The sequence below is a fragment of the Microbacterium sp. sgz311019 genome (assembly GCF_056135325.1).
This window is the reverse complement of sequence record NZ_JBWAXO010000005.1, coordinates 202,730-228,847: the sequence shown is the minus strand read 5'-3', so window position 1 is coordinate 228,847 and position 26,118 is coordinate 202,730. Positions and strand designations below refer to the sequence as shown.

General features: G+C 70.5%; 25 protein-coding genes. 8 read left to right on the top strand and 17 right to left on the bottom strand.

Going from position 1 to position 26,118, the window contains the following annotated elements:
• Positions 1-5 precede the first annotated feature (5 nt).
• Both AC0NZN_RS10035 and AC0NZN_RS10030 read right to left on the bottom strand, forming a co-directional pair.
• A complete protein-coding gene (locus AC0NZN_RS10035) occupies positions 6-473 on the bottom strand; it encodes a hypothetical protein (RefSeq protein WP_474592156.1) in 468 nt (155 codons plus the stop codon).
• Entirely contained in the window at positions 463-1,119 is a 657-nt protein-coding gene (locus AC0NZN_RS10030) for an RNA polymerase sigma factor (protein ID WP_474592155.1), read from the bottom strand. Before AC0NZN_RS10030 ends, AC0NZN_RS10035 begins: the two co-directional genes overlap by 11 nt.
• Positions 1,120-1,235: 116 nt before the next feature.
• Here AC0NZN_RS10030 and AC0NZN_RS10025 point away from each other — a divergent pair, with 116 nt between their 5' ends.
• Complete coding sequence (locus AC0NZN_RS10025; protein ID WP_474592154.1) at positions 1,236-1,961, top strand: glutamine amidotransferase-related protein; 726 nt, start codon at positions 1,236-1,238, stop codon at positions 1,959-1,961.
• 27 nt (positions 1,962-1,988) lie between these two features.
• Here the strand turns inward: AC0NZN_RS10025 and AC0NZN_RS10020 are convergent, their stop codons facing one another.
• Positions 1,989-2,570 carry a TetR family transcriptional regulator gene (locus AC0NZN_RS10020; protein ID WP_474592153.1) on the bottom strand — a complete coding sequence of 194 codons (582 nt, stop codon included), beginning with the start codon at positions 2,568-2,570 and terminating at the stop codon, positions 1,989-1,991.
• Positions 2,571-2,711: 141 nt separating this feature from the next.
• On the opposite strand from AC0NZN_RS10020, the gene AC0NZN_RS10015 reads away from it, so the two are divergent.
• Positions 2,712-3,473 carry an SDR family NAD(P)-dependent oxidoreductase gene (locus AC0NZN_RS10015; protein ID WP_474592152.1) on the top strand — a complete coding sequence of 254 codons (762 nt, stop codon included), beginning with the start codon at positions 2,712-2,714 and terminating at the stop codon, positions 3,471-3,473.
• 119 nt (positions 3,474-3,592) lie between these two features.
• On the opposite strand, the gene AC0NZN_RS10010 is transcribed toward AC0NZN_RS10015, so the two are convergent.
• The 3 genes from AC0NZN_RS10010 to AC0NZN_RS10000 all read right to left on the bottom strand — a co-directional run bounded on the left by AC0NZN_RS10010 (position 3,593) and on the right by AC0NZN_RS10000 (position 6,049).
• Complete coding sequence (locus AC0NZN_RS10010; protein WP_474592151.1) at positions 3,593-4,093, bottom strand: glutaminase; 501 nt, start codon at positions 4,091-4,093, stop codon at positions 3,593-3,595.
• Positions 4,080-5,276, bottom strand: a complete 1,197-nt coding sequence (locus tag AC0NZN_RS10005; RefSeq protein ID WP_474592150.1) for a cation:proton antiporter — start codon at positions 5,274-5,276, stop codon at positions 4,080-4,082. Before AC0NZN_RS10005 ends, AC0NZN_RS10010 begins: the two co-directional genes overlap by 14 nt.
• Before the next feature lie 62 nt (positions 5,277-5,338).
• Complete coding sequence (locus AC0NZN_RS10000; RefSeq protein WP_474592149.1) at positions 5,339-6,049, bottom strand: NRDE family protein; 711 nt, start codon at positions 6,047-6,049, stop codon at positions 5,339-5,341.
• A gap of 38 nt (positions 6,050-6,087) precedes the next feature.
• Here AC0NZN_RS10000 and coaBC point away from each other — a divergent pair, with 38 nt between their 5' ends.
• Both coaBC and AC0NZN_RS09990 read left to right on the top strand, forming a co-directional pair.
• The gene (gene coaBC / locus AC0NZN_RS09995) at positions 6,088-7,311 is read left to right on the top strand and encodes a bifunctional phosphopantothenoylcysteine decarboxylase/phosphopantothenate--cysteine ligase CoaBC (protein ID WP_474592148.1); all 1,224 of its coding nucleotides are present in this window, start codon (positions 6,088-6,090) and stop codon (positions 7,309-7,311) included.
• A 102-nt stretch (positions 7,312-7,413) separates the two neighbouring features.
• Positions 7,414-8,814 carry an aspartate aminotransferase family protein gene (locus AC0NZN_RS09990; RefSeq protein ID WP_474592147.1) on the top strand — a complete coding sequence of 467 codons (1,401 nt, stop codon included), beginning with the start codon at positions 7,414-7,416 and terminating at the stop codon, positions 8,812-8,814.
• A gap of 38 nt (positions 8,815-8,852) precedes the next feature.
• Here AC0NZN_RS09990 and AC0NZN_RS09985 read toward each other — a convergent pair whose 3' ends face one another.
• Complete coding sequence (locus tag AC0NZN_RS09985; protein ID WP_474592146.1) at positions 8,853-10,610, bottom strand: glycosyltransferase family 39 protein; 1,758 nt, start codon at positions 10,608-10,610, stop codon at positions 8,853-8,855.
• A gap of 123 nt (positions 10,611-10,733) precedes the next feature.
• Here AC0NZN_RS09985 and AC0NZN_RS09980 point away from each other — a divergent pair, with 123 nt between their 5' ends.
• Positions 10,734-13,325 (top strand): CDP-glycerol glycerophosphotransferase family protein, encoded by a 2,592-nt coding sequence (locus AC0NZN_RS09980; RefSeq protein ID WP_474592145.1) that lies wholly within the window; start codon positions 10,734-10,736, stop codon positions 13,323-13,325.
• A gap of 1 nt (position 13,326) precedes the next feature.
• Positions 13,327-14,076, top strand: coding sequence for an ABC transporter permease (locus AC0NZN_RS09975; protein WP_474592144.1), 750 nt, complete (start codon positions 13,327-13,329; stop codon positions 14,074-14,076).
• 88 nt (positions 14,077-14,164) lie between these two features.
• Here the strand turns inward: AC0NZN_RS09975 and AC0NZN_RS09970 are convergent, their stop codons facing one another.
• From AC0NZN_RS09970 to AC0NZN_RS09945, 6 genes are read right to left on the bottom strand one after another with little or no spacing between them, the layout of a single operon-like run.
• Positions 14,165-15,184 (bottom strand): LacI family DNA-binding transcriptional regulator, encoded by a 1,020-nt coding sequence (locus AC0NZN_RS09970; RefSeq protein ID WP_474592143.1) that lies wholly within the window; start codon positions 15,182-15,184, stop codon positions 14,165-14,167.
• 1 nt (position 15,185) lies between these two features.
• Complete coding sequence (locus AC0NZN_RS09965) at positions 15,186-16,787, bottom strand: sugar ABC transporter ATP-binding protein (protein WP_474592142.1); 1,602 nt, start codon at positions 16,785-16,787, stop codon at positions 15,186-15,188.
• A 45-nt stretch (positions 16,788-16,832) separates the two neighbouring features.
• Positions 16,833-17,852 carry an ABC transporter permease subunit gene (locus tag AC0NZN_RS09960; RefSeq protein ID WP_474592141.1) on the bottom strand — a complete coding sequence of 340 codons (1,020 nt, stop codon included), beginning with the start codon at positions 17,850-17,852 and terminating at the stop codon, positions 16,833-16,835.
• Positions 17,849-18,943: an ABC transporter permease gene (locus AC0NZN_RS09955; protein ID WP_474592140.1), complete on the bottom strand. Its 1,095-nt coding sequence runs from the start codon at positions 18,941-18,943 to the stop codon at positions 17,849-17,851. Before AC0NZN_RS09955 ends, AC0NZN_RS09960 begins: the two co-directional genes overlap by 4 nt.
• The gene (locus AC0NZN_RS09950) at positions 18,940-20,502 is read right to left on the bottom strand and encodes a sugar ABC transporter ATP-binding protein (protein WP_474592139.1); all 1,563 of its coding nucleotides are present in this window, start codon (positions 20,500-20,502) and stop codon (positions 18,940-18,942) included. Before AC0NZN_RS09950 ends, AC0NZN_RS09955 begins: the two co-directional genes overlap by 4 nt.
• 57 nt (positions 20,503-20,559) lie before the next feature.
• Complete coding sequence (locus tag AC0NZN_RS09945) at positions 20,560-21,546, bottom strand: ABC transporter substrate-binding protein (protein WP_474592138.1); 987 nt, start codon at positions 21,544-21,546, stop codon at positions 20,560-20,562.
• A gap of 293 nt (positions 21,547-21,839) precedes the next feature.
• Here AC0NZN_RS09945 and AC0NZN_RS09940 point away from each other — a divergent pair, with 293 nt between their 5' ends.
• Positions 21,840-22,364 (top strand): ribonuclease H family protein, encoded by a 525-nt coding sequence (locus AC0NZN_RS09940; protein ID WP_474592137.1) that lies wholly within the window; start codon positions 21,840-21,842, stop codon positions 22,362-22,364.
• Positions 22,365-22,384: 20 nt separating this feature from the next.
• Here the strand turns inward: AC0NZN_RS09940 and AC0NZN_RS09935 are convergent, their stop codons facing one another.
• Complete coding sequence (locus tag AC0NZN_RS09935) at positions 22,385-22,669, bottom strand: hypothetical protein (protein ID WP_474592136.1); 285 nt, start codon at positions 22,667-22,669, stop codon at positions 22,385-22,387.
• A 122-nt stretch (positions 22,670-22,791) separates the two neighbouring features.
• Positions 22,792-23,376, bottom strand: a complete 585-nt coding sequence (locus AC0NZN_RS09930; RefSeq protein ID WP_474592135.1) for a TetR/AcrR family transcriptional regulator — start codon at positions 23,374-23,376, stop codon at positions 22,792-22,794.
• Positions 23,377-23,438: 62 nt separating this feature from the next.
• Between AC0NZN_RS09930 and AC0NZN_RS09925 the strand changes: the two genes are divergently transcribed.
• Entirely contained in the window at positions 23,439-24,227 is a 789-nt protein-coding gene (locus AC0NZN_RS09925; protein WP_474592134.1) for an SDR family NAD(P)-dependent oxidoreductase, read from the top strand.
• Between the two features lie 16 nt (positions 24,228-24,243).
• On the opposite strand, the gene AC0NZN_RS09920 is transcribed toward AC0NZN_RS09925, so the two are convergent.
• Both AC0NZN_RS09920 and AC0NZN_RS09915 read right to left on the bottom strand, forming a co-directional pair.
• A complete protein-coding gene (locus tag AC0NZN_RS09920) occupies positions 24,244-24,771 on the bottom strand; it encodes an EXPERA domain-containing protein (protein WP_474592133.1) in 528 nt (175 codons plus the stop codon).
• A gap of 12 nt (positions 24,772-24,783) precedes the next feature.
• Positions 24,784-25,953, bottom strand: a complete 1,170-nt coding sequence (locus AC0NZN_RS09915) for a thiolase family protein (RefSeq protein ID WP_474592132.1) — start codon at positions 25,951-25,953, stop codon at positions 24,784-24,786.
• Positions 25,954-26,118 lie beyond the last annotated feature (165 nt).

Here is a 26,118-nt window from a genome sequence, read left to right as displayed (position 1 = left end):
TACGGTCACACTTCGAACTGCGGGGTCTGGAAATCGTGGAGTTCGCCTCCCTCGTCGCGCACCGCCAGCTTCAGACGGGAGACTCCGGCGGGCACGCCGTCGAACGCGAAGCGGCCATGCTCGCCGAGCTCGGCCGGCAGCTCGCGGGTCGCCTGGACGAGCCGGACGGCGAGGGCCGAGGCATCCACCCATCCGTCGATTCGGTGCTTGCCGGACTCGGTCTGCGTGATGTGCAGGAGCACCGTCGTCGTACCGTCGCTGAACTGCAACGTCATGGTGTCCGAGTCGCTGCGGACGGCGGCGAGATTCGTCTCGACGAGCGTCAGCAGCGCGTACTCCCGCGACAGGTCCTCGACGGCGACCGCGGCCACCATCCTGTCCACAAGGTCGGCGGGCAAAGGATCGACGTCCTCCCACACCGAGCGAAGTCGTGCGAAGAGCGCGGCATCCGCCGCGAAGTCCTCAGTTTGCATCGTGGTCCCTCCATCCGTCGCCCTCGAGCAAGGCGCGCAGCTTTCCCAGGCACCGCTGGCGCGTCGGTCCGATCGAGCCGACCGGCATCGACAGATCCGCGGCGATGCGCGCATAGTCGGGCCGGTCGTCGAACGCGATGACGCGCAGCAGGCGCTGGCATCGGTCGTCCAACCTGCCGACCGATGCCCACAGGCGCCGCTGGTCGTCTTCGACCCCGGCGGTGTGCTCGGCCGACTCGTATGTCGGAAGGTGGGGCTCCAGGTACTCGGCCTCGGTCGGATCGGCGCGGCGCTGCAGCTTGCCGACGCGCCACGCCTCGCGGCGCGCGCACATCGTCAGCCAGCCGGACACCGCGCGAGGATCCATGATCGTCTCGTGCCGGCGCACCAGCGTCAGCCACGTCGTCTGGACGACGTCTTCGGCGAGCGCGCGGTCAAGGCCGTACGCGCGCACGACGTGCCAGAGCACGGGTGTCATGAGGCGCACGAGCTCGTCCATCGCGCGGGTCTCGCCCTCGCGCCAGCGCAGGAACAGGTCGGCCGCGTGCTCCCATCGTGCGGGCGCGGCGGAGTTGTCGGATGCCTCGGCCCACGCGTTCCCAGTACGCTCCTGGCCGTCCGGCTCCGACCGATCGATGTCGGTCATAGCGCCCATTGTCTCCACATAGGGAACGAGTGGGAAGTGTTTCGCCTGATACAACCGCTTCGGAAATCTCCAGGGACGGATGCATGCGCCCAGCGGCGCCCCATAGAATCTGCGCCATGAGCGCCCGGGTGCTGTATGTCTGCGTACGGCCGCAGAGGAATGCCGCCGAGGCGGAGTACGAATCGTTCCGCCTGGCGTCCGGCCTGTCGGACGACGAACTCGACGCGCTCGACCTCGTCCGCGACCCGCTCCCGGACCTCGCCGCATACGCGGCGTACATGGTCGGAGGCAGCCCTTTCAACACGGTCGACCCGGAGTCGGCGAAGCCCGATCGGCAGAAGCACGTCGAAGCCGGCCTTGCCGCGCTGGCGGCGGCGGCCGCGGACGGCGGGCCCGCGGTGCTGTTCACCTGCTACGGCATCGGCGTCGCAACCCGCACGCTGGGCGGCGAGGTGAGCCGCGCGCACGGTGAGGAGACCGGTCCCACCGTCGTCACGCTGACGGAGGACGGCGAGCACGACCCCGTCTTCGGTCCGCTCGCGACGCGCTTCACGGCGCTCACCGGCCACAAGGAGGGTTCGTCCGAGCCTCCCCCGGGTGCGGTCCTGCTCGCGCGCGGCCCATCGAGCGCGATCCAGGCGTACCGATGGGGAGATCGCCTCTATGCGACCCAGTTCCACCCCGAGGCGTCGAGGACGGCCTTCGTCGAGCGGATGGCGATCTATCGCGAGTACGGCTACTTCGCCTCCGCCGACTACGAGGTGATCTCCGAGCGGGTGCTCAGCGCGCCCGTGACGGAGCCCATGCGGGTCGTGCGCGGCTTCGTCCGCCAGTTCGGCTGACGCCGCGACCGCGGTTCAGACCGCGGCTCAGAACAGGGCGGCGAGCGGTGCCAGCGCTTCGTCGATGACCTCGGCCGGTGAGCGCGGATCCTCGCCGCGCGCCCACCACACGAGCGCGGCGTAGGACGCGCCGCCGATCGCGCCCGTGAGGGAGGCGATGCGAAGGCTGTCGACCGGCTGGTCGAGCGCCTCGGACAGATGCGCGGCGAGGTGCTCCCCCATCCGCTCCTGCAGCTCGGATCCCACGGCGGCGAGCGCCGGGCTCGCATCGATGAAACGCAGGCGCAGGCGCGTCGCATCCGGTTCCGGACCGAGCGGGGCGAGGGATGCCTCGTACCCGGCGCGCACGCGATCGAACAGCGGCATGCCGGCGGCCGCGGTCCAGGCCGCCTCGAACCGCTCGTCGGCCTCGGCGGCGCCGCCCCACACGAGCGCGCCCTTCGACGGGAACCACCGGTAGAGCGTCCGGCGGCTGACGCCGGCGGCCTCCGCGACCTCGGCCATCGTCACCTCGTCGATGCCGCGGGCCGCGAACAGACGCAGGGCGGTGAGGGCGATCGCCCCGGGGTCCGCCTCGACCGGGCGCCCCGGACCTCTGCCTGCTGCCATGCCCTCCATCCTCGCAGTGCCGCCCGCCACGGTCCGGTACGCCGACCGGATATCTCTTTGGTCCTTCGGAACGGATTATGGCACTGAGTGCTATATTCCCGATGAAGGGTGGATCCGCCGCCCCGAAGGAGACACATCCACATGAGCACCGCCATCGTCCCGGGCCGCTTCGAGGGCAAGACCGCCGTCGTCACGGGCGCCGGCTCCGGCATCGGCAAGGCGACCACCCTGCGCCTGCTCGCCGAGGGAGCGACGGTCGTCGCATCCGACATCTCTGCTCCCCGTCTCGAGGAGCTCGCTGCCGAGGTCGGCGGCGACAGGCTGAAGACCGTCGCCGGCGACGTCGCCGCCCCCGACACCATCGAGGCGATCCTCGCCGCGGCGGACGGCGCCGTCGATGCGCTCGCCAACAACGCGGGCATCATGGATGCCTTCCTCCCCGTCGGCGAGCTCACCGACGAGATGTGGGAGCGGGTCATGGGCGTCAACGTCACCGGCCCGATGCGCCTCACCCGCGCCGTCCTCCCCGGCATGCTCGAGCGCGGCAAGGGCGCCATCGTCAACACCGCGAGCGAGGCCGGCATCCGTGCCTCCGCATCCGGCACCGCTTACACCGCGTCGAAGCACGCGGTCATCGGCCTGACCAAGAGCACCGCCTTCTTCTACGGGCCGCAGGGCGTCCGCACGAACGCCGTCGCCCCCGGCGCCGTCATGACGAACATCGAGGCGCCCTTCCGGTCGGAGTTCGCAGCCGGCCGCATCGGCCCGATCATGCAGACGGCGATCCCCGGCGCCGCTCAGCCCGAGGAACTCGCCGCCGCCATCACGTGGCTGCTCAGCGACGACGCCTCGTTCATCAACGGTGCGATCCTCATGGCCGACGGCGGCTGGTCCACGGTCTGATCCAGTCGCGCTGCCGTTTGCTGCATCCGCGGCCGATCGTTCCGGCGCTCGTGCACATTTCAGCCGCGCGGGCGCTGAAGTGCAGCGCGGGCGGCGAACAGCGGCGCGAAGGAAGCCCGTCAGGTGGCGCCCTGCGGCGGATGCCGCAGCAGCTCGACCCGCTCGTCGAGGTAGGCGGCGAGCGGCACGAAGCCGCCGGAGTGGCTCCAGCGCACGACCGGCTCGCCGTCGCGCAGCGCGAGCGGCCCCGAGGAGCCTCCCCGCTCAAGAGCGCTGAGGTCGAGCTGGTGCCAGCCGAGGTGCACCGTCTCGCCCTCGGCGAAGCCGCCCCGGCGGGCGGCGGCCGCGAGCGCGGCCCGCTCCCGCTGGGATTCGGCGGCGAACCCGCGCCTGATCTCCTCGCGGGCCCGCACGATGTCGCCCGTCTCGAAGATCCGGCCGTCCTCGGCGATGAGCACCACACCGAGGTGCCAGGCGCTCCCCCACGGCCGGATGCGGGCGGCGCGGGGGATGCCGAGAACGCGCCGCGCGGGGAGGATCTCGCCCAGCCGCTCCTGCGGGACGCCCGTCAGGCGCTCGATCGCCCCGGCGACGATCCCGGAGAGGTCAGAGCTTCTCATCCGAGAGTTCCGCGGAGGGACCCACCCGCTCGTTGCGCAGGCCCATGCCGATGAGCGGGAAGATCAGCACCGACAGCATGCCCGCACCGACGAAGACGGCCGCGGCGCTGCCGGGAAGGATGCCCTTCTCGACGCCGATGGACGTCACCGCCACGATGATCGGGAGGCCCGTCGCACCCAGCAGCGCGATCGAGAGCCGCCCGCGGGCGCGCGCGCCGACGGGCGCAGCGAGCATCGACGGCAGGCCGCGCACGATGAACAGCAGGATGAGGACCACCGGGACCAGCGCCAGCAGCGCCGGGTTCTTCAGCAGCGACGTGAGGTTGAACGTCACGCCGGTGTAGACGAAGAAGACCGGCACGAGGAAGCCGAACGCCACGGCCTCGATCTTCGTCTCGACCTGCTCGTGGAGCTCGTCGTCGGCATCCCGGATCATCAGTCGCCACACGATCCCGGCGGTGAACGCGCCGAGCAGCATGTCGATGTCGAGCACGAGGCTGAGGAACACGAGGGCGGCGAGGATCAGGATCACCAGTCGCACGGCGAACTGGCCCGACGTGTGGATCGTCGACGTCACGAATCGGTGCAGGCGACCGCTGGGCGCCTTGTAGGCGTACCAGACCGCTCCCGCAGCGATGAGGACGAAGATGCCGAGCACGATCGTGGCGGGGCCGGGCGCCCGTCCCCCGAGGAAGATCGAGATCGCCACGAGGGGACCGAATTCGCCGACCGTGCCGAGCGCGCCGACGGCTCTGCCGAACGGCGTCTTGAGCTCGCCGGCATCGCGGAGGATCGGCAGCAGCGTGCCGAGAGACGTCGACGCCAGCGCGATCCCGATGATGATGGCGGCCTCACCCGGTGCCACGAGGAAGCCGAGCGCGACGCCCGCACCGAGACTGATGAGCCAGCCGAGGCCCGCCATGGTGCCCGTGCGTCCGCGCAGCGCCTGGAACTCGATCTCGGTTCCTGCGACGAAGAACAGCATCGCGAGACCGAGCTGCGACAGCGAGTGCGCGAAGACGGTGGGCTGGGCCCAGCCGAGCACGCTGGGGCCGACGATGATGCCGAGCACCAGCTCGAAGACCACGACGGGGATGGGGATCCACCGCCCGAGACCGCGGGTGAGCAGCGGGGCGAGCACCGCGACGAGCGGGATCAGCACCAGATCGAGGCCGAAGTCCATGCCGCCAGAGTACTGACGACCTCCGCTCCCGCGGGGGACGGATCCGCACCGACCGGCGCGGATCAGCGCAGGGTCACGGCATCCCAGTGTCCCGGCTCGGCGAACTCCGCGTACCGGACGTCGATGCCGGAGGTGCCGATCGAAGCGGCGCACAGGAGCGTCGAGAGCGTCGGATAGCCCAGCGGGCGGTTGTCGCGCACGATCGCCCGCTCGTCATCGGGATCGACCCCGGCAGATGCGCGCAGCACCTCGAGCCACGGCATCCACCAGTGCACACCCTCGGTCGGGGCATCGGCGAACGCGTCGTGCCAGGCGGCGATGCGCGCGGTGGCCGAGTCGTCGAGATCGTCATGCGCGATCATGTGGGTGCCGGACGGGATGCGGGCCTCCCGCCGCTCCACCCCGTCCCATGTGATGACCCGCGCGCCCGAGTCCTCCACGGTCACGAGGTTGAATCCCGCGGTGGCCGTCGTGGGCTCGACCGGCAGCCCCGCCACCGCGTCGAGCGGGATGCCGCCGCGCGAGATCAGCTGCACGCCCACCGGCGGCTCGGGGCTGCGACGGTTCAGCAGCACCGCCAGGCGGTGGGATGCGGGGTCCGCCGCAAGCCACGCGCCGCCCGCGCGCCGGTCGCGCACGCCGACGACACCGGGCCGGTCGGGCCAGTTCTCCCCGAGGGGCAGCCATCCTCGTCCGGGGTCCTCGTCGCGCACCGCGAGAAGCCGGACGGGCCCCTCGCCGGGCTCGGGCACCCGGATGACGACCGTGCACATGTTCCCTCCCGACTGCGCCCGCGTGGCAGGATCGACACGTGTTCGTCGTCGTCGCAGTCACGGGCGGGATCGCCGCATATAAGACGGTACAGGTCGTGCGCTCGCTCGTGCTCGCCGGGCACGAGGTGCACGTCGTGCCCACCGAGAACGCCCTGCGGTTCGTCGGCGCGCCCACGTGGGAGGCCATCAGCCGCCATCCCGTGACCGCCAGCGTGCACGACGACGTCGCCGCCGTGCGGCATGTCGCCCTCGGCCAGGCCGCCGATCTCGTGATCGTCGCTCCGGCCACGGCGAACACGCTCGCCAAGATGGCGGCGGGCCTGGCCGACGACCTCGTCGGCACGACCCTGCTCGCGACGACCGCGCCGGTGGTCGTGGCCCCGGCGATGCACACCGAGATGTGGCGGCACCCGGCGACCGCGGCCAACATCGCCACGCTCCGTGCGCGGGGCGTACACGTCGTCGGACCCGACGACGGCGCCCTGACCGGGACGGACATCGGCCCGGGCCGCATGTCCGAGCCGGACGAGATCGTCGCCCGCGCGCTCGCGCTGGTCGATGGGCGACGGGACCTCTCGGGCCTCACCGTCGTGGTCTCGGCGGGCGGCACACGCGAGCCCCTCGACCCCGTGCGGTTCATCGGCAACCGATCCAGCGGCCTCCAGGGCGTCGCCCTCGCCCGCGCAGCCGCCGATCGCGGCGCGCAGGTGCGACTGGTCGCCGCGCATGTCGACGAAGGGGTGCTCCCGGGTGCGGACGATCCGCGCATCTCGGTGACCCGCGCCCGCACCGCAGCCGCACTGGGCGAGGCGGTGCGCGCCGCATCCGTCGACGCCGACGTCGTCGTCATGGCCGCCGCCGTGGCGGACTACCGCCCGGTCGAGATCGCCGACGCCAAGATCACCAAGGAGTCCGCACCCGGACCGGGTCTCACGCTCGAGCTGGTGCAGACGGAGGACATCCTCGCGCGTCTCGTCGCCGATCGGACGGATGCTGCGCAGACCATCGTCGGCTTCGCCGCGGAGACCGCGCCGACCCGGGAGGGACTGCTCGAGCGCGGCCGCCGCAAGCGCGAGCGCAAGGGCGTCGACCTGCTCGTCGTGAACGAGGTCGGCTGGTCGGTCGGCTTCGAGCGCGGCGACAACACGGTCGTCGTCATCGGCCGCGACGGCGAGCCGGTGGCCGAGGCATCCGGATCGAAGCGCGAGGTCGCCGACGCCGTCTGGGACGCCGTCCTCGCCTCGCGCGCTTCGGCGCGCTGACCGGATACAGCGTCCGGGAAAGTCGCGGGAAACCGACGATCAGCACGGATGCTCGGCCGGGGTCCCCGAGTATCGTCTGGAGGGAGCCCAACGGAGGTCTTCATGTCGCTCACATCCGAACCGGTCACCCGAACCGACGCCGAACTGCAGGCCATGGCCCGCGAGCATCTGTGGATGCACTTCTCCCGCCAGTCGACGATGGAGCGCGACGGCGTGCCCATCATCGTGCGGGGCGAGGGCCACCACATCTGGGACTCGACCGGCAAGCGGTACATCGACGGCCTCGCCGGCCTGTTCGTCGTCAACGCCGGCCACGGTCGCCGTCGACTGGCCGAGGTCAGCGCCAAGCAGGCGGAGGACCTCGCGTTCTTCCCCCTGTGGTCGTACGCGCACCCGGCGGCGATCGAGCTCGCGGATCGACTCGCCGACTACGCCCCCGGCGACCTGAACCGCGTGTTCTTCTCCACCGGCGGCGGCGAGGCGGTGGAGACCGCGTTCAAGCTCGCCAAGTACTACTGGAAGCTGCAGGGACGCCCCACCAAGCACAAGGTGATCTCGCGTGCCATCGCGTACCACGGCACGACCCAGGGAGCCCTGGCGATCACCGGTCTTCCGGGGATCAAGGGCATGTTCGAGCCGGTCACGCCCGGCGGATTCCGTGTGCCCAACACCAACTTCTACCGTGCCGGCGACATGGGCGCCCCGGCGGACGACCTCGAGGCCTTCGGCGTCTGGGCCGCGGACCGCATCGAGGAGATGATCCTCTTCGAAGGTCCCGAGACGGTCGCCGCGGTGTTCCTCGAGCCGGTGCAGAACTCGGGTGGATGCTTCCCCCCTCCCCCCGGGTACTTCCAGCGCGTGCGCGCGATCTGCGACAAGTACGACGTGCTGCTCGTCAGCGACGAGGTCATCTGCGCGTTCGGCCGCCTCGGCGAGTACTTCGCGTGCAACGCCTACGGCTACCAGCCCGACATGATCACCTTCGCCAAGGGCGTCACCAGCGGCTACTCGCCGCTCGGCGGGACGGTCATCTCCGACCGCATCTACGAGCCCTTCCGCCATGGCGACACCGCGTTCTACCACGGCTACACGTTCGGCGGGCATCCGGTGGCGAGCGCCGTCGCGCTCGAGAACCTCGACATCTTCGAGGAGGAGGGGCTCAACGCGCACGTCCGCGCCAACTCCCCGCTCTTCCGCGCCGAGCTGGAGTCTCTCCACGACCTCCCGATCGTCGGCGACGTGCGCGGCGACGGCTACTTCTTCGGCATCGAGCTGGTGAAGGACAAGGCGACGCGGGAGACGTTCGACGACGACGAGTCCGAGCGCCTGCTGCGCGGCTTCCTCTCCAAGGCCCTGTTCGACGCGGGCCTCTACTGCCGCGCCGACGACCGCGGCGACCCCGTCATCCAGCTCGCTCCCCCGCTGACGATCGGCCCGGCCGAGTTCGCGGAGATCGGGCAGATCCTGCGCAGCGTGCTGACCGAGGCGTGGACGAGGCTCTGAGCGACGCGCCCGTCCGATGACGGCGGCCTGCAACCGCGCTAGTGGGGCAGGCTGCCGTCGTCGGTGACGGCGGGCGCCGGCACGTAGTCCAGCGGGCGGGACGCGACGATGGCCGCGCCCGCCCGTTCGTACAGATAGACCTCGCTGCTGTGCAGCCGCACCGAGCCGACCCGGATGAACCCGATCGCCTCGATCTCCTTCACGCCGTAGGTGTCGACCTTCCCGGTGGACATCGAGTCGACGTACTCGACGACCCACACGCGGCTGACCTCGGCGAGCCGCCCGCGCTGGATGACCTTCGCGATCGGGAGCGTCGCATCCGCCCAGTTCGCGACGTCGTAGTAGGGCTTCGACAGGCTGACGTCCTTCACATTCGCGAAGCCGGCGGGGTAGGCGCGCATCGCGAGCCGCGTCCTGCGTGAGGGCCGCACGCCCTCGTCGAACACGATGGCGTCGCCCTGGCGGGCCTCGGCGCCGATCGTGTCGCTGATCTGCGACCAGTCGCTGTTGTTCTTCGAGTACGGCGTCCGTTGCGAGACCCAGACCGGCGCCGTGAGGCCGCCGAGCACGACCGCGAACAGCAGGGTGGTCGCCGTCGCCAGGAGTGCGGGGGCGCGCATCCGTCGCAGGCCGTCCGACCGCCGCGCGGCCGCCCGCACGAGGACGACGAGCTCGCGCACGCCCAGCACGACCGCGACGGCCACCGCCGGCGCGCACATCGTCAGGTAGCGCGAGGTGAAGGCGGGGATGGCGGCGTTCAGCAGCTCGAGCAGGATGAACGGCGCGAACGCCCAAGGCAGGACGATGGCGGCGAGTGTGTCGGTCCGCCTCCAGGTGACGCGACGGATGCGCCGCACCACGAAGCCGATGACGGCGACGAGCGACAGGCCCCAGCCGACGTAGGCCAGCGGAACGCTGGAGAAGAAGGCGCCGGGGAGCACGACACCCAGGCTCGCGTCATCCCGGTTCGCCAGGAACGAGATCTGCGAGTGCTCGGATGCGGCGAGCACGACGAACGGGAGTGCGACCGCGGCGGCGATCGCGCAGGTCTTCAGCCATGCTCGCCACACGACCCGGGCGGGGCGCAGAAGTGCGAGCGTCATCGCGTGCGCGACGGGGATGAACGCCAGGTAGAGGAACAGCTGCGTGCCGAGCGCGAGCAGGATGCCGTAGGCGATCCATCCCCACGCCTCTCCGCGCTGCGCGGAGCCTCGGGCACTTGCGCCCAGATGGTCGCCGTGCGTCGACCGGCGGAGGGTCGCCGAGAGGACCACCGTGAGCCACACGGCGATGGCGGCCGTCATCGCGTAGGAGCGCGCCTCCTCGCCGGCATAGGTCATGCGGGGCAGCACGGCGCACGCGAGCCCGGCGACGACGGCGAAGGCGGTGGGCGCGAAGCGCCGCACGAGGATGACGATGCCGCCCGCGGCGGCGCCGGCGGCGAGCGCGCTCGGGAACCGGATCGAGAACGGGCTGTCGCCGAACGCCGAGATCCAGATGTGCAGGAAGGCGTAATAGCCGGCGTGGACGGCATCCACGTGGTGGATCATCGACCACAGACTCGGAAGCGATCGCTCAGCGGAGAGCAGCGACGCGGCCTCGTCTCCCCAGAGATTGGGGATCCACGAGCCGACGACGGCGACGGTGAACGCGACGAGGCCGACGATGATCGCGGGCAGACCCTCGCGCAGCGCGCGCGAGACGCGCCCTCCCCACGGCTCCTCCACCCGCCGCGGGCGCGGTGGGCGGAGCCTCTCGCCGCGTGGGCTCACGAGCTCCACCTCAGCAGTCGGCATTGATCGATGACACCACATGCGCCTTAACACCGCCTGAAAGCCGCGGAACGACCGTCTGATCCGGGACCTCCGCGGACGATGCGCACCCGAGTTTTTCCAAGGTGAGTGCGGAAGACTGAGGGGATGCCGTCCTCCCCTGCCCGACTGATGAACACCGCCTGGCAGCGCGTCGCGAAGAACGCCCGCCGGCTTCGCCGCGCCGGCGCCGCCGACCGCAACGCGTTCTACCGCTCCCGGCCGGTGCGACCGGACACGGTGCTGTACGAGTCGTTCGCCGGCAACGGGATGCTGTGCAACCCCGAGGCGATCTTCCGCCGGCTGCTGCACGACCCCGACTTCCGTCGCCTGACGCACATCTGGGCGCTCGATGACGCGGCAGCCGAGGCGGCCTTCGCCGCCGAGTTCCGCCACCATCCGCGCGTGCGGATGGTCAAGCGCGACACCGGCGCCTACTGGAAGGCGCTGGCGACGAGCCGGTACCTGGTGAACAACGCGACGTTCCCGCCGCAGTTCGGCAAGCGGCCCGGGCAGGTGTACCTGAACACGTGGCACGGGACGCCGCTGAAGCACATGGGCTTCGACATGCCCGACGGGGGATGGGAATCGGCGAACACGCTGCGCAACTTCCTCTCGGCCGACTACCTCCTCGCCGCCAACGACTTCATGGCCGAGGGCATGTACGAGGATGCGTACCGCCTGTACAACGTCTACCCCGGCCGCATCATCACCGAGGGCTACCCGCGCATCGACCGGCAGTTCCTGTCCCCGGGCGAGGAGCTGCGCACGCGCGACGCCCTGCGCGCGCACGGCCTCGAGCCGGGCGACCTGCCCATCGTGCTGTACGCCCCCACGTGGCGCGGCACGTCGTTCAGCGATCCCGCCGACGACCTCGACGCGCTCGCGGCGCAGACCGCGGCCCTGCAGGCCGCGCTGGGCGCCGGCATCCGGGTGTTCCTGAAGACCCACCAGGTCGTGCACGGCCTCGCCGCGCAGCGGCCGGACCTCCAGCGGCTGCTCGTGCCCAACACGATTCCGACGAACGAATTGCTCGGCGTCGCCGCCGGCCTGGTGACGGACTACTCGTCGATCTTCTTCGACTACCTCGCGACCGGCCGTCCCATCGTCTTCCTGACACCGGATGCCGAGGACTACAGCGACAACCGTGGTACCTACTTCTCCGCCGACGAGCTTCCGGGCCCGGTCATCGCCGACGCGACAGAGGCGGGTGCGGCCCTGCGTGCGCTCATGGAGGGCCGTGAGCAGCTCGTCCCCCGCTACGCGGAGTGGAAGAGCCGGTTCACGGGATACGACGACGGGGAATCGGCATCCCGCGTCGTCGACATCGTGTTCCGCGGACGCACCGACGGCTATCGCGTGCGGGGGGCACGTTCCGACGGGCGCAAGCGCCTGCTGTTCTTCCTCGGCGGCATGAAGTCCAACGGGATCACCACGTCGGTGCTCAACCTGCTGAACGCCATCGACCACGAGACCTACGATGTGACGGCGCTCATGCCCCTCGTACGCCGGCGGACGCTGCGCGAGAACCAGCGGCACGTGCACCCTGCCGTCCGCCAGGTGTTCCGCATCGGCGGCATGAACGGATCGAAGGTCGCCCAGCTGCGCCGCAAGGCCGACGACTGGCGCGGCGTGACGCCTGAGCCGCACACCGACACCCGGCATGCGGACCTCTGGAACGACGAGTGGACCCGCGTGCTCGGCGATGCCCGGTTCGACTGGCTCGCCGACTTCAGCGGCTACAGCCCGTTCTGGTCGAACTTCCTGCTGCGCTCCCCCGACATGCCCCGCGCGATCTGGCTGCACAACGAGATGGCCGCGGACCGCCGCCGCACCGTGGACGGCAAGCAGCGGTTCTTCCGCAGCCTCGGGCTGGTCTTCTCGCTCTATCGCTCGTACGACCAGCTGGTGTCGGTCTCTCCGCTGCTCACCGAGCTCAACCGCGCCGAGCTCGAGGAATACGCGCCCGCCGACCGGTTCGTGACCGTGCGGAACCTGCCGAACGTCGAGCGGGTGACGCGCGGCCGCGCCGTGCCGGTCCTCGACCTCTGGAACGACGTGGAGGGCGACGAGGATGAGGAGATCGAGCCGCCCGCGTGGGCCCAGGAGCTCGCCGACCCCGGGCGCACCTCGACCTGGTTCGTGACGGTGGGCCGGCTGTCGCCGGAGAAGAACCAGGCGCGTCTGCTGCGCGCTTTCGCGAAGGTGCACGCGCAGCGCCCCGAGACGCGCCTGCTGATCATCGGCGGCGGCCCGCTCGCCGGAGACCTCGAGGCGCTCATCGGAGAGCTCGGATTGACGGATGCCGCGTTCCTCGGCGGCGAGCAGAGCAACCCCTTCGCGATCATGGCGGCGGCGGACTGCTTCGTGCTCTCGAGCCGCTACGAGGGCCAGCCGATGGTGCTGCTCGAGGCGGCACTGTGCGACCTGCCGATCGTGTCGACGTCCTTCGCGTCGGTCCGCGACGCCCTGCCGAACGACACGATCCACGCGGTGGCCCAGAGCGACCAGGCGCTGCGCGACGGCATGCTCGCCTACCTCGACGGGAAGGTGGATGCCAGCCACCTCGACATCCCGTCATACGTCCGCGAGGTGATCAACGAGCTGGACGCCGTCATCAACGCAGGCGCGGTCACGCCGGCAGCCGCGCGGGCGGAGGGCACCGCTCGCGCCGATCGCATCGGGGCCGCTGCGGACTGACATGACGACGCTGCTGGCGCTGCTGCCCTCGGTCGTGGGGGTGGTGGTTCTCGCCGCCCTGGCAACGGGTGTGCTGCTGGCGTTCCGCGTCCGCGGGGCGTGGTCGCCGGCCACGGCGATCCTCCGCGGGGCGCTGCAGCTGGCGATCCTCAGCGTGATCCTCACGGGCATCATCTCGAGCTCGATCTGGATCGCGCTGGCGCTCGTCGTGATGTTCTCCGTCGCCTCGACGGTCGCCGCCCGACGCATCGGGTGGACGGTGCGGACCGCAGGGATGACCGCATCCTCGATGGCGGCCGGCATCCTCATCGCCCTGACCGTCGTCTTCTCGAGCGGTGCGCTGCAGCTCACCCCGCGCTACGCGCTGGCGATCGGCGCGATCGTGATCGGCAACGCGATGTCGATCGCGACGCTGACGGGGCGCCACTTCGTGTCGGGCACCGTCGACCGGTGGGACGAGGTCGAGGGATGGCTGGCGCTCGGCGCCACGCCGCGCCAGTCCACACTGGAGCAGGCGCGGCGGGCGGTGCGCGAGGCGCTCGTGCCGACGATCGACCAGACGAAGACGACCGGGCTCGTGGTGCTGCCCGGCGCCTTCGTGGGTGCCATCTTCGGCGGGATCTCGCCGCTCGAGGCCGGGCGCTTCCAGCTCGTGGTGCTCGCGTCGATCATGGCCGCGGGCGCGATCACCGCGGTGCTCACGGTCCTGTGGCTCGGACCCGTGAAGGTCAAGCCGACAGCGGTGCACTGACCGCCCGCCTCAGTCGCTGTCGCGTACGTCGCCGCCGAAGTTCGCGACGTTCTCCGCCGATGGCCCCGATCGCACGAGACGGCGGGGCTCAGGCCTCTACGGCCCGCGTCGACTGCCGCACGACGAGCTGCGTCGGGATGGGGGTGTCCTCGGTGAGCGAGTCCGGCTCCTCCACGGCGAGCAGGACCTTCTGCATCATGAGATGGCCGAGGGCGGCGAAGTCCTGCCGGATCGTCGTGAGCGGCGGGTACAGGTACGCGGCCTCGGGAACGTCGTCGAAGCCGACGACGCTGACATCCTCCGGCACACGCAGACCGCGCTCGCGCAGGGCCGAGAGCAGCCCGATGGACATGTGGTCGTTCGCGACGAAGATCGCCGTCCCCGGCGCGATCTCGACGCTGGAGCCGAAGCGGTAGCCGCTCGCCGCGCTCCAGTCCCCCGTCGTGGGCCCGATGATCTCCAGGCGGCGGGCCGCCAGTTCATCGCTCCAACCGCGCACCCGCTCCACCGCGTCCGGCGCGTGCGGGGGCCCGGCGACGTGCAGGATGCGGGTGTGCCCGAGCTCGGCGAGATGCCGGACGGCCTGCCGCGCGCCCCGGTACTGGTCGATCGAGACAAGGTGGGGGCTGCGCCGCTGGGTCGCAGCGGCGGCGACCACGGGGATCGAGAGGTCGATGCTCCGCACGCTCTCGAGCGCGGCGAGGTCGACCACGACGAGCACGATCGCGTCGACGCGCTGGCGCAGCAGCCCCTCCACCGCCGAGCGGACGCCGACGGCGGGGTCCTCGTCGAGCAGGCTCACCGTGTCGACGTTGTAACGCGCGGCGCGGGCCGCGACGTTGAAGTGCATCGCGATGGCCGTCGGCCCGTACTCCAGGGCTCCCGGGGTGACGAGGCCGATCGTGCGGGTGCGACGCGTGACGAGCGCACGGGCGGCGGGCGACGGGCTGTACCGCAGCTGCGCGATGGCCTGCTCCACGCGCGCCCGGGTCGCCGGCCGAACGTTCGGCAGGTCGTTGATCACGCGGGAGACCGTCTGGTGGGAGACCCCGGCGAGACGGGCGACGTCGAAGATGTTGGCGGCGCGCGCCGGCGTGTCGTCGGTCACGTCACTCCTCGTCGTCGTTATCGGCCGAGGAGGGCCGGGTGGAGGCCGCGTCCGCGGCGCCGGTCGTCCCGGCGGCGCTCTGGGCGGGCTCCTCCGCGTCGTCGGGCTGTGCGACCATCGCCAGCAGCGAGTCCACGGTGAGGTCGTCGGAGGCGACGGTGTCGACCACGCGTCCGCCTCGCAGGATCGCGACGCGGTGCCCCACGCGCAGAACCTCCTCGAGCTCGGCCGAGATGAACACCACCGAGAGACCGTTGTCGGCGAACTCGCCCACGAGGTTCTGGATCTCGACCTTCGCGCCGACGTCGATGCCGCGCGTGGGCTCGTCGAGCACCAGCAGGCGCGGGGACAGTGCGAGGAGCCGCGCGAGGAGCACCTTCTGCTGGTTGCCGCCGGACAGGGTCTCGGCAGGTCGATCGAGATCGGCGGGGCGGATGCCGAGCGCCTCGACCCAGCTCGCGGCGAGCTCGCGCTGGCGCGACCGGCGCATCCGCCGCCAGATCCCGCGCTGTGCCTGGAGCGACAGGGTGATGTTGTCCTGCACGCTCAGCTCGCCGATGATGCCCTCGGTGCGGCGGTTCTCGGACGAGTAGACGATGCCGAGACTCACGGCCTGGCGCGGTCGGCCGAAGCGCCGGGGCGCGCCTTCGATGCGGAGGATGCCGGCATCCCATCGATCGACACCGGTGAGCGCGCGGGCGAGCTCCGTCCGCCCCGAGCCGAGGAGGCCGGCGACGCCGAGCACCTCGCCCTCGGCGAGCTCGAGGTCGGCGTCGACGATGCCGGTGCCGACCGTCAGACCGCGCGCGCTGAGCAGCGGGCGCTCGCCGTCGCCGAGCGCCTCGGTGCGCGGGTGCGCCAGATGGTCGGGGAGGGTGCGGCCGAGCATCTTCTCGACGAGGTCGATGCGCAGCAGCTCCTTCGTGAGGTACTCGCCGACGAGCCGACCGCCGCGCAGGACCGTGACGCGGTCGCAGATCTCGTACACCTGATCGAGGAAGTGCGACACGAAGAGGATCGCGACCCCCCGCTTCTTGAGCTTGCGGATGACGCGGAACAGCTCGGCGACCTCGTCGACGTCGAGGCTCGAGGTCGGCTCGTCGAGCACGAGCACCTTGAGGTCTGTCGAGATGGCTCGGGCGATCGCGACCAGCTGCTGCACGGCGAGCGAGTGCGAGCCGAGCGCGGACGCCGGGTCGATGTGCAGGCCGAGTCCGGCCAGGATGGATGCGGCGTCCTTCCGCATCTGCCGGAAGTCGATGCCGCCCCACCGGCGCGGCTCGCGGCCGAGGGCGATGTTCTCGGCGACGGAGAGGTTCGGCAGCAGGTCGATCTCCTGGTAGACCGTGCTGATGCCGGCGCGCTGGGCCTCCGCGGGCGACGAGAACCTGACCTCCGTGCCCTCGAGGCGCACGATGCCGGCGTCGAGGGCGAGGACGCCGGTGAGGGCCTTGATGAGCGTCGACTTGCCGGCGCCGTTCTCGCCCATGAGCGAGTGCACCTCGCCCGGGAACATGCGGAAGTCGACGCCGTCCAACGCCGTCGAGCCCTGGAAGCGCACAGTGGCTCCCAGGGCTTCGATGACCGGTTCGGGCGTCGGCATCCTCTTATCGTGCCGGATGCGGGCCATCCCGCCGTGCACGCCTCCTCATCGTCGGCGCGTCCGCGCGACGATCAGTCGCTGGACGACCACGAACACGAGCAGCAGGATGCCGATGATGATCCGCATCCATGCCGTGTCGGCGCCCATGAAGCTGATCGCGACCTTGATCAGGCCGTAGACGAGCACGCCGAACAGCGACCCGAGGACGTAGCCGCTGCCGCCGCTCAGGAGCGTGCCGCCGATGACCACCGCGGCGATCGTGTCGAGCTCGGTGCCGATGCCGTTGAGGCTGTAGCCGGCGCCGGTGTAGGCGGTGAAGACGACCCCGGCGATACCGGCGCACATGCCGCTGATGACGTAGACCAGGAACTTCGCGCGGGCCACCGGGAGGCCCATCAGTCGTGCCGACTGCTCGTTGCCGCCGACGGCGTACACCGTGCGGCCGAACCGCGTGCGGCTGAGGATCCACAGCGCGATTCCGACCGCGACGAGCGAGAGGATGACGCTCGGTGTGATGTACCAGCCACCGGCGGCCTTGAAGCGCGTCGACTGGATCCACTCGAACACCGGGTTCGACACCTGGATCGCCTCGAGGCTGACGACGAACGACAGGCCGCGGGCGAGGAACATCGCCGCGAGGGAGGCGATGAACGGCTGCACATCGAAGACCTGGACGAGCACGCCGGTCATCGATCCGATGATGGCGCCGCTCACGATCATGATCGGGATGACGAGCGCGACCGGGATCCCCTCGTGCAGGAGCCGCGCACCGAGGATGCCGGTGAAGGCCATGACCGACCCGACGGAGAGGTCGATGCCGCCCGTGAGGATGACGAAGGTCATGCCGACCGCGAGGATCAGCAGGTACGCGTTGTCGAGGAAGAGCGAGGACAGCAGGCGCGGCGACACGAAGGTGCCGAAGTACAGCTGACCGGCGAGCAGCATCGCGAGGAAGATCGCCACCGCGGCGATGACGGGCACCCAGCCGCTGTGCCGGGAGCCGAAGGTGCGCAGCCCCGAGGCGGATCCTTCGGTCGGGACGGTGGTCGCGGTCGTCGCGCTCATCGCGCCTTCCCTTCGCCTGCACCGACGAGCGCCGGCGTCTGTTCGCTGTCTCCCCCAGGTGCGGGGGTGGATGTCGGGGTCTGAGCGCGGTGGCTGCGGCGCGAGCGGAACCACGACCGCAGGCGCGTGGACTGCGCGAGGCACACGATGACGATGACCGCGGCTTTGAAGACCGGCGTCACGGCCGGCGGGACGCCGAGGAAGGTGATCGTCGAGGTCAGGGTCTGGATCGTGTAGACGCCGATGACCGTCCCGGCGATCGTGAACCGGCCGCCGGTCAGCAGCGTGCCGCCGAGCACGACGGCGAGGATCGCGTCGACCTCGATGTTCAGGCCTGCCGCGTTGGCGTCGGCGGCCATGATGTTCGAGCTGTACAGCACGCCCGCCATGCCGGCGAGCAGGCCGCTCGCGGCGTACGCCCCCCAGATGATCCCGCGCGAGCGGACGCCGGCGATGCGGCTCGCCGTCGGGTTGATGCCGACCGCCTCGGTGAGCATCCCGAGAGCCGTGCGGCGCTCGACGAGGGCGACGATGACGATGACGGCGATTGAGACGAGGAAGGCGAACGGCATCCCGAACACGTACCCCTGTGCCATGAACTGGTACGGCACGCTGTTGATCGTCGTGATGTAGCCCTGCGTGATGAGGAGGGCGATCCCGCGACCGGCGAGCATCAGCACCAAGGTCGCGATGATGGGCTGGATGCCGAGGACGGACACGAGGAACCCGTTCCAGACACCGAGGAACAGCGTCGTCAGGACGCCTGCCACGATCGCGACCGCCAGCACCCCGAGGTCGTCGGGGCGCGGCGAGGCCTTGATGATCGTGAGGCTCACGGCCCCCGCGACGGCCATCAGCGCGCCGACCGACAGGTCGATGCCGCGCGTGGCGATGACGATCATCATGCCGAGCGAGACGAGCATCAGCGGCGAGCTGTTGCGGAGGATGTCGATGATCGATCCGTAGAGCTGCCCGTCGCGGACGGTGATGCTCAGGAACGAGGGGCGGGCGATCGTGTTCAGCAGCACGAGGGCCAGCAGCGCACCGATCGGCAGGGCCAGCCGGTGCGTGAGGATCTTCTTGAGCGTCATGCCGCGTCCTCCTTCAGATGCGCTGCGGCGTCGGGGAGCGCCGTATCGCCCTGGGCGATGATGGCGACGAGGTCGTCGACATCCGTGTCGGCGGTGGTGGTCAGCTCGCCGATCTTACGGCGATCGCGCATCACGACGATGCGCTGCGCGAGGCGGAGCACCTCCTCGAGCTCGGACGAGATGTAGAGCACCGACATCCCCTCGGCGGACAGGCGCGCCACGAGGCGCTGGATGTCGGCCTTCGCGCCGACGTCGATGCCGCGCGTGGGCTCGTCCAGGATCAGCAGCTCGGGTGCGGTGGCGAGCCAGCGGGCCAGCACGACCTTCTGCTGGTTGCCGCCCGAGAGGTTGCGCACGCGGGCGTTCGGGTCGGCCGGACGGATGCCGAGTGCCGCGATGTACTCCGAGACCACGGCATCCTGCTCGGACTTGCCGACCTTGCGGAGCCACCCGCGCCGGGCCTGCATGCCGAGCACGATGTTCTCCGCAACGGTGAGGTCGCCGACGATGCCCTCCTCACGGCGGTCCTCCGAGGTGAAGGCGATGCGGGCGTCGATGGCGTCGCGCGGCGTGCCGATGCGGACGAGGTCGCCGTGGACCCGGATCTCGCCGGCATCCGACCGGTCCGCGCCGTAGAGCAGGCGCACGAGCTCGGTGCGACCGGACCCGAGCAGACCGGCGATGCCGACGACCTCCCCGTCGAAGACGTCGAGGTCGACCGGCTCGATCGCGCCGCGCTTCCCGACGCCCGTCGCGCGCAGCACGGGGGCGCCGTCGCGGTCGATGATGCGCTCGGCGGCGTCGATGGACTCCAGCTCGTCGAGCTCACGGCCGAGCATGAGGGCGACGAGCTGCGTGCGCGCGAGATCGACGGCCGGGTACTCGCCGACGAGGCGACCGTTGCGGAGCACCGTCAGGCGGTCGGAGATCTCGTAGACCTGGTCGAGGAAGTGGGTGACGAAGAGGATGGCGACGCCGCGATCGCGCAGGTCGCGCATCACGGCGAACAACTGCTCGACCTCGTCGCGGTCGAGGCTCGAGGTCGGCTCGTCGAGCACGAGCACCTTGCAGTCGGACACCATGGCCCGGCTGATCGCGACGAGCTGCTGGACGGCGAGCGAGTGGCTCGCCAGCGGCGAGCGCGGGTCGATCGTGAGACCGAGGCCCTCGAGGTGGGATCGGGCGGCCGCGTGCGTGCGCCGCCAGTCGATGCCGAACGCGCCGCGGACCTCCTGGCCGATCATGACGTTCTCGCCGACGGAGAGGTTCGCGCAGAGGTTGACCTCCTGGTACACGGTCCAGACGCCCGCATCCTGCGCATCCGCCGTCCCGCCGAACTCGCGCCGCTCGTCGTCGACCTCGATCGTGCCGCCGTCGATGCGGTACACGCCGGTGAGCGCCTTGATGAGCGTGGACTTTCCGGCACCGTTCTCACCCATGAGGGTGTGCACCTCACCGGCGCGGAGGGTGAAGTCGACCTCCTGCAGCGCCTTGACGCCGGGGAACTCGATCGTGATGCCGCGCATCCGGATGACGCTGCGGCGGTCGTCGCTGACCATGACTGCCTTTCTCACGAGTGCGGGGAGGACGCGGCGTGCGCGTCCTCCCCGGGATGCTCAGTACTTGCGGGTGGGCAGGGCCTGCGTGGCCTGCTCCTGGTCGAAGGCCTGGTCCGCCGCGGTCTGCTTCTTCTCGACCGCCTTGCCGGCCAGCACCTGCTTCACGGTCTGGGCGACCTTCGGGCCGAGGAGCGGGTTGCACTCGACGACGTAGTTGAACTGTCCGTCGGTGAGGGCCTGAAGGCCGTCGTGGGTCGCGTCGATCGTGACGATCTGGATGTCCTTGCCGGGCGTGAGGCCGGCAGCCTTGATCGCGTCGAGGGCGCCGAGACCCATGTCGTCGTTCTGCGCGAACAGAAGGTTGATGTCCTTGCCGTACTTCTGCAGGAAGCCCTCCATGACGGTCTTGCCGTCGGCGCGCGTGAAGTTGCCGGTCTGGGAGTCGAGCGTCTTGATCTTCGTACCCGAGATGGCCGAGTCGAAGCCGGTCGCGCGGTCGATGGCGGGAGCCGAGCCGGTCGTGCCCTCGAGGACCACCATGTTGGTCGCCTTGTCGCCGAGCGCGGACTTGGCCCAGGCGCCGGCGGTCTCGCCTTCCTTCTTGAAGTCGTCGCCGATCCACGCCTTGTAGAGGTCGCTGCTGCCGTCGATCGTGCGGTCTTCGAGGATGACCGGGATGTCGGCGTCCTTCGCCTCCTTCAGCACGTCGTCCCAGCCGGTCGTGACGACCGGTGCGATGACGATGGCGTCGACGCCCTGGTTGATGAAGCTGCGGACGGCCGCGATCTGGTTCTCCGGCTTGTTGTCGGCGGCGTTGAAGATCAGCTTGAAGCCGTTCTTGGCCGAGAAGGCGTCCTTCATGGACTCGGTGTTGGCGCTGCGCCATCCGCTCTCGGAGCCGGTCTGGGCGAAGCCCACCGTGATGACCTTGCCGTTGGAGCCGCTGCCGGCCTTGTTGCTGGCGTCGGCCGCGCCGGAGCACCCCGTCGCCGCGAGCGCAACGACGCCCAGCAGCGCGAGCCCCGCGATGATGCCCTTCTTCACTGCAAACCTCCTTGTTCGATCCGGCCCCTGTGCCGGATGTGCGGTGCGGACCGCCGAGGTCCGTGATTCAGAATGTTAGCCTTCACATTCACACCCCGTGCAAGATGTTAGCGGTAACAGTTTGATAACGGCAAGCCCACAGGATGGCGATGATTGCCGTGATATTCCGGGCATCATGGGCACGGCGGCGCCATTTCCGTGAGCGATCACACGCCATCACATTTCGCATCGCTCGACAGACGGCGGCGTCGGGGCGTGCACGCGACGGTCCGAGCATCCGGAAGGATGGAGGCGTGACAGACAGCTACACCGTCGCCACAGACGGCGCCTGCAAGGGCAACCCCGGACCGACGGGCTGGGCCTGGGTCGGCGAGGACGGCCACTGGGCCGCCGGCTCCCTCATTTCGGGGACCAACAACATCGGCGAGCTGCTCGCGCTGCTGCATGCGCTGCGCGACCACGCGAACGTGCCTGAGCTCGTCATCCAGGCGGACTCCCGGTATGCGATCGACACCTATACGAAGTGGATGTCGGGGCATGCTCGGCGCGGGTGGAAGACCGCATCCGGATCGCCCGTCAAGAACCGCGACATCCTGGAGCAGCTGATGCAGGCGCGCGACGCGCGGAAGGATGCGGGGCTGCCCGAGGCCGTCCTGGAGCACGTGCGCGGCCACGCCGGGCACGTGCTCAACGAATGGGCGGACGAGCGCGCGGTGCGCGCCGCGGCGCACGCCGAGAAGGGCACCGAGAGCATGTGGTCGTCGCTCGGCGCGCAGGAGCGCATCGACGTGTCGGCGGCGCCCAAGAAGTCGCGCTGAGCCTCAGCGCGCGCGTGTGCTCAGCCGGCGGTCGGGCTCTTCGCGAAGAGTCCCACGATCCCGGCGACGGCGGCCGTGGCGATCGGCCATGCGCCTGATGCCAGATCCGACTTGCCCATGAGGATCAGGACGACCGCGGCCACGATGCTCGCGAGCGCGATGACGAGGACGCCGATGATGAGCGTCATCCAGAGCTTCATCCGGTCGGCTTCGCTCGTCGGCTGAACGGCCGGGGTCTCGACGGGTGCGGGCGCGACCGGGGCCGTTGCCTTGGCCTTCCCGCGGGTGATCGACAGCGTCGTCATGATGCACCTCCGCTCTGATGCGTGTCACCCATCCAGAGGCATGGCCCGCCTGTCTGATACGTCTGTGCGAAGCGTCGGACCCGCCGGCGGCGTTCGTGGCGGAGGGGCACGGGGCGAGGGGGTCAGGCGGCGATGCCCCGCCAGAGGAAGGTCACCACGAGGTCGAGGGCGGCATCCGTCGGCGTGTCGAGGAGGTCCGCCGTGGCCAGGGTCGCCACGCCGTGTGCGGCGGCGAAGGCAATGAGGGCGATCTCGTCGGCGTCGCCGCCCCGGATGGCGCCGGCATCCTGCGCCTCCGCGATGAACGCGACGAGTGCAGCCTTGCCCGCGTGGCTCGCCTCGATGAGCTCCTCACTCGCCTCCTCGGCGTGCTTCGCCGAGTACATCACCGCGAGCAGACCCGGCTGATCCACAGCGAACGTGACGTAAGCCGTCGCGATGGCGCGGAGGCGCTCCTCGTACGATCCGGGAGCCGCGGCAGCGGCGGCGACGGCCGCATCCAGATCACGGAACCCGTCGACCGCGAGGGCGTCGAGCAGCGCGCTCTTGTCGGCGAAGTGCCGGGCCGACGCACCATGGCTCACCCCGGCCGCGCGCGCGATTCCGCGGAGGGAGAGGGATGCTGCGCCGTCGAGCTCCACCGCATCCTTCGCCCGCTGCAGCAGTTCGGCGCGGAGATTCCCGTGGTGGTAGGGACGGTCGCTCACCCGATCACCCTATCTCAAAGTTGGCATTGACAACAATGCTGACACTGTCTACTTTAGTTGTCATGACACTTCAGCTCAACGGCACCACCGCGCTCGTCACCGGCGCCAGCTCCGGCCTCGGAACCGCCTATGCGACGGAGTTCGCGCGCCGCGGCGCCGACCTCGTGCTCGTCGCCCGGCGCGAGGACCGCCTCCGCGAGCTCGCCGACCGCCTCGCCGCGAAGCACAAGATCACCGCGACCGTGATTCCCGCAGACCTCGCCGCCCCCGGCGCGGCCGCGAAGCTCCGTGCGGAGGTCGAGGCCCGCGGCATCCACGTCCATGCCCTCGTCAACAACGCGGGCTTCGGTCTGCACGACGACTTCCTCGAGGCGGATGCCGAGCGCACCGCGGAGATGATCGACCTCAACGTCAACGCGCTCGTGGCACTGACGCGCGAGTTCCTGCCCGGCATGGTCGCGGCCGGAAAGGGCGTCGTCGTGAACATCGCGAGCACCGGTGCCTTCTCGCCGTGCCCCACCATGGCGGTCTACGGCGCGACGAAGGCGTTCGTCCTCTCGTTCACCGAAGCCCTCGCCTACGAGGTGCACCCGAAGGGCGTTCAGGTGCTCGCGGTCTGCCCGGGCGCGACGGCGACGGAGTTCCGCGAGGTCTCCGGCCTGCACGCGGAGCGCATGAGCCAGGACAGCTCGGAGACCCCCGAACAGGTCATCGCGACGACCTTCAAAGCCCTCGACGGCGGCAAGGTCGGCAGCGTCACCTCGGGCCGTCGCAACAAGATGCTCCAGGGTCTCACGCGCGTCGCGCCGCGGCGCACGGCGACCGCGATGGCCGCGCGCATCCTCGCTTAGGCCCGAGCCGCCTCGCTCAGAAGCGGCGGGCGAACGGGAGCGGCTTCCGCATCCGTACGAGCAGCACGATCGGCAGCAGCACGTACGGCAGATTGAACGCCAGGAACTTGCCCGGACTCGGGGTCACCCATTCGGGCTCGCCGAAGAACTCGACCCCGAACACGACCACGCCCGTGATGGTCGCGATCATCGTCGCGTAGATGACGGAGGGCAGCTGGATCCAGTTCCAGCCCTTCACGAGCGAGATCACCAGGGTCACGTAGAACACCGGATAGACGAACGCGGAGAGTCCTGTCACGAGGCGCATCCACACCGGCGGGTGGAGGAAGAGCGGGTCGGTGTCGTGGGCGTACCACCAGTTCGAGTTCACGAAGAAGTTCGACGACGGATGCGAGAACGAGATGCCGAGCGTCGGCAGCATGTCGCTGATCATGCTCGTCACCGTGAACAGCGAGAACACGACGATGAACACCCAGTCGAACGGCCGAGCCCGAAGCGGCAGGTTCGGCGGGCGGCACGGGTCGGCGGCGGGGACGGCGGGCACGGGCGTGGTGCGTCAGCGGTCGAGGACGACGGCGAGGCCCTGACCCACGCCGATGCAGATCGCGGCGACCGCGACCCCGGAGCCGCGGCGCGCGAGCTCGTGGGCGGCGTGGCCGACGATGCGACCGCCGGAGGCGCCCAGCGGGTGGCCGATCGCGAGCGCACCACCATGGATATTGAGCTTGTCCGGGTCCAGGTCCGGCCACCCCTGCAGACAGGCGAGGGATTGCGAGGCGAAGGCCTCGTTGAGCTCGACCAGGTCGACGTCGGCCCACGTGTACCCGGCGCGGGCGAGTGCCTTGTTCGCCGCCTCGATGGGCGCGATCGGGAACACGTCCGGGTCCACGCCGTGCGCCGCGCGGGACGCGATGCGGGCCAGGGGCTCGGCATCCACCGCGCCCTCCCCGCCGATCAGCACGGCCGACGCCCCGTCGTTGATCGGCGACGAGTTGCCCGCGGTCACCGACCCGTCCGCCGCGAACAGCGCCTTCAGCCCGGCCAGGACCTCGATCGAGGTGTCGTCGCGGATGCCCTCGTCCCGCGCCAGCTCCGCGCCGGGAACCTGCACGACCTCCTCCGCGTACACCCCGTCCGCCCAGGCCTGGGCGGCGAGCCGGTGCGAGCGGACCGCGAACGCGTCCTGCGCGTCCCGGCTGATGCCCCACTCGCGAGCGATCTTCTCCGCTGACTCCCCGTTGGAGATCGTCCAGTGCTTCGGCAGCTTCGGGTTCACCATCCGCCACCCGATCGACGTGTTCCACATCGTCTGATTGCCGACCGACGGCCACGCGCGCGGCGACTTCTCCACCACGAACGGGGCCCGGCTCATCGACTCCACACCGCCCGCGAGGACGATGTCCGCATCCCCGGACTCGATCGCCCGCGACCCCTGGATCACCGCCTCGACACTCGACGCGCACAGACGGTTCACCGTCACCCCGGTCACCGTGGTCGGGAACCCCGCCAGGAGGGCGCCCATCCGGCCGATGTTCCGGTTGTCCTCCCCCGCCTGGTTGGCGTCGCCGAAGATCACGTCGTCGATCCGCACCGGGTCGAGGCCCGTCCGCTCCACGATCGCCCGCATCACCACCGCCGCCAGGTCGTCCGGGCGCACGCCCGACAGGGCGCCGCCGGCACGACCGAACGGAGTGCGCACCGCGTCGTAGACGAAGGATGCTGGCATGTCGGGCTCCTCTTCGCATGGGTCGCGGGCGTGCGTCTCGTCTGGGTGGCCACGCACCCGGGGGTTCCTCGGATCGCCGGCGATCCGCGGAGCTGTCGCGGGGACGCCCGCTCGACGACCGATCCCAGGCTAGCCCGGCGGAGCTGGTCGGGGATTCCCATCCAA

Coding starts and splice junctions, on each gene's coding strand:
- AC0NZN_RS09950 (WP_474592139.1), bottom strand. CDS start 20,502: ATGGTCAGCGACGACCGCCGCAGCGTCATCCGGATGCGCGGCATCACG.
- AC0NZN_RS09925 (WP_474592134.1), top strand. CDS start 23,439: ATGACACTTCAGCTCAACGGCACCACCGCGCTCGTCACCGGCGCCAGC.
- AC0NZN_RS10000 (WP_474592149.1), bottom strand. CDS start 6,049: ATGTGCACGGTCGTCATCCGGGTGCCCGAGCCCGGCGAGGGGCCCGTC.
- AC0NZN_RS09965 (WP_474592142.1), bottom strand. CDS start 16,787: ATGCCGACGCCCGAACCGGTCATCGAAGCCCTGGGAGCCACTGTGCGC.
- AC0NZN_RS09935 (WP_474592136.1), bottom strand. CDS start 22,669: ATGACGACGCTGTCGATCACCCGCGGGAAGGCCAAGGCAACGGCCCCG.
- AC0NZN_RS09975 (WP_474592144.1), top strand. CDS start 13,327: ATGACGACGCTGCTGGCGCTGCTGCCCTCGGTCGTGGGGGTGGTGGTT.
- AC0NZN_RS10035 (WP_474592156.1), bottom strand. CDS start 473: ATGCAAACTGAGGACTTCGCGGCGGATGCCGCGCTCTTCGCACGACTT.
- AC0NZN_RS10025 (WP_474592154.1), top strand. CDS start 1,236: ATGAGCGCCCGGGTGCTGTATGTCTGCGTACGGCCGCAGAGGAATGCC.
- AC0NZN_RS09985 (WP_474592146.1), bottom strand. CDS start 10,610: ATGCCGACTGCTGAGGTGGAGCTCGTGAGCCCACGCGGCGAGAGGCTC.
- AC0NZN_RS10030 (WP_474592155.1), bottom strand. CDS start 1,119: ATGACCGACATCGATCGGTCGGAGCCGGACGGCCAGGAGCGTACTGGG.
- AC0NZN_RS10015 (WP_474592152.1), top strand. CDS start 2,712: ATGAGCACCGCCATCGTCCCGGGCCGCTTCGAGGGCAAGACCGCCGTC.
- AC0NZN_RS10010 (WP_474592151.1), bottom strand. CDS start 4,093: ATGAGAAGCTCTGACCTCTCCGGGATCGTCGCCGGGGCGATCGAGCGC.
- AC0NZN_RS09960 (WP_474592141.1), bottom strand. CDS start 17,852: ATGAGCGCGACGACCGCGACCACCGTCCCGACCGAAGGATCCGCCTCG.
- AC0NZN_RS09990 (WP_474592147.1), top strand. CDS start 7,414: ATGTCGCTCACATCCGAACCGGTCACCCGAACCGACGCCGAACTGCAG.
- AC0NZN_RS09955 (WP_474592140.1), bottom strand. CDS start 18,943: ATGACGCTCAAGAAGATCCTCACGCACCGGCTGGCCCTGCCGATCGGT.
- AC0NZN_RS09915 (WP_474592132.1), bottom strand. CDS start 25,953: ATGCCAGCATCCTTCGTCTACGACGCGGTGCGCACTCCGTTCGGTCGT.
- AC0NZN_RS10020 (WP_474592153.1), bottom strand. CDS start 2,570: ATGGCAGCAGGCAGAGGTCCGGGGCGCCCGGTCGAGGCGGACCCCGGG.
- AC0NZN_RS09980 (WP_474592145.1), top strand. CDS start 10,734: ATGCCGTCCTCCCCTGCCCGACTGATGAACACCGCCTGGCAGCGCGTC.
- AC0NZN_RS10005 (WP_474592150.1), bottom strand. CDS start 5,276: ATGGACTTCGGCCTCGATCTGGTGCTGATCCCGCTCGTCGCGGTGCTC.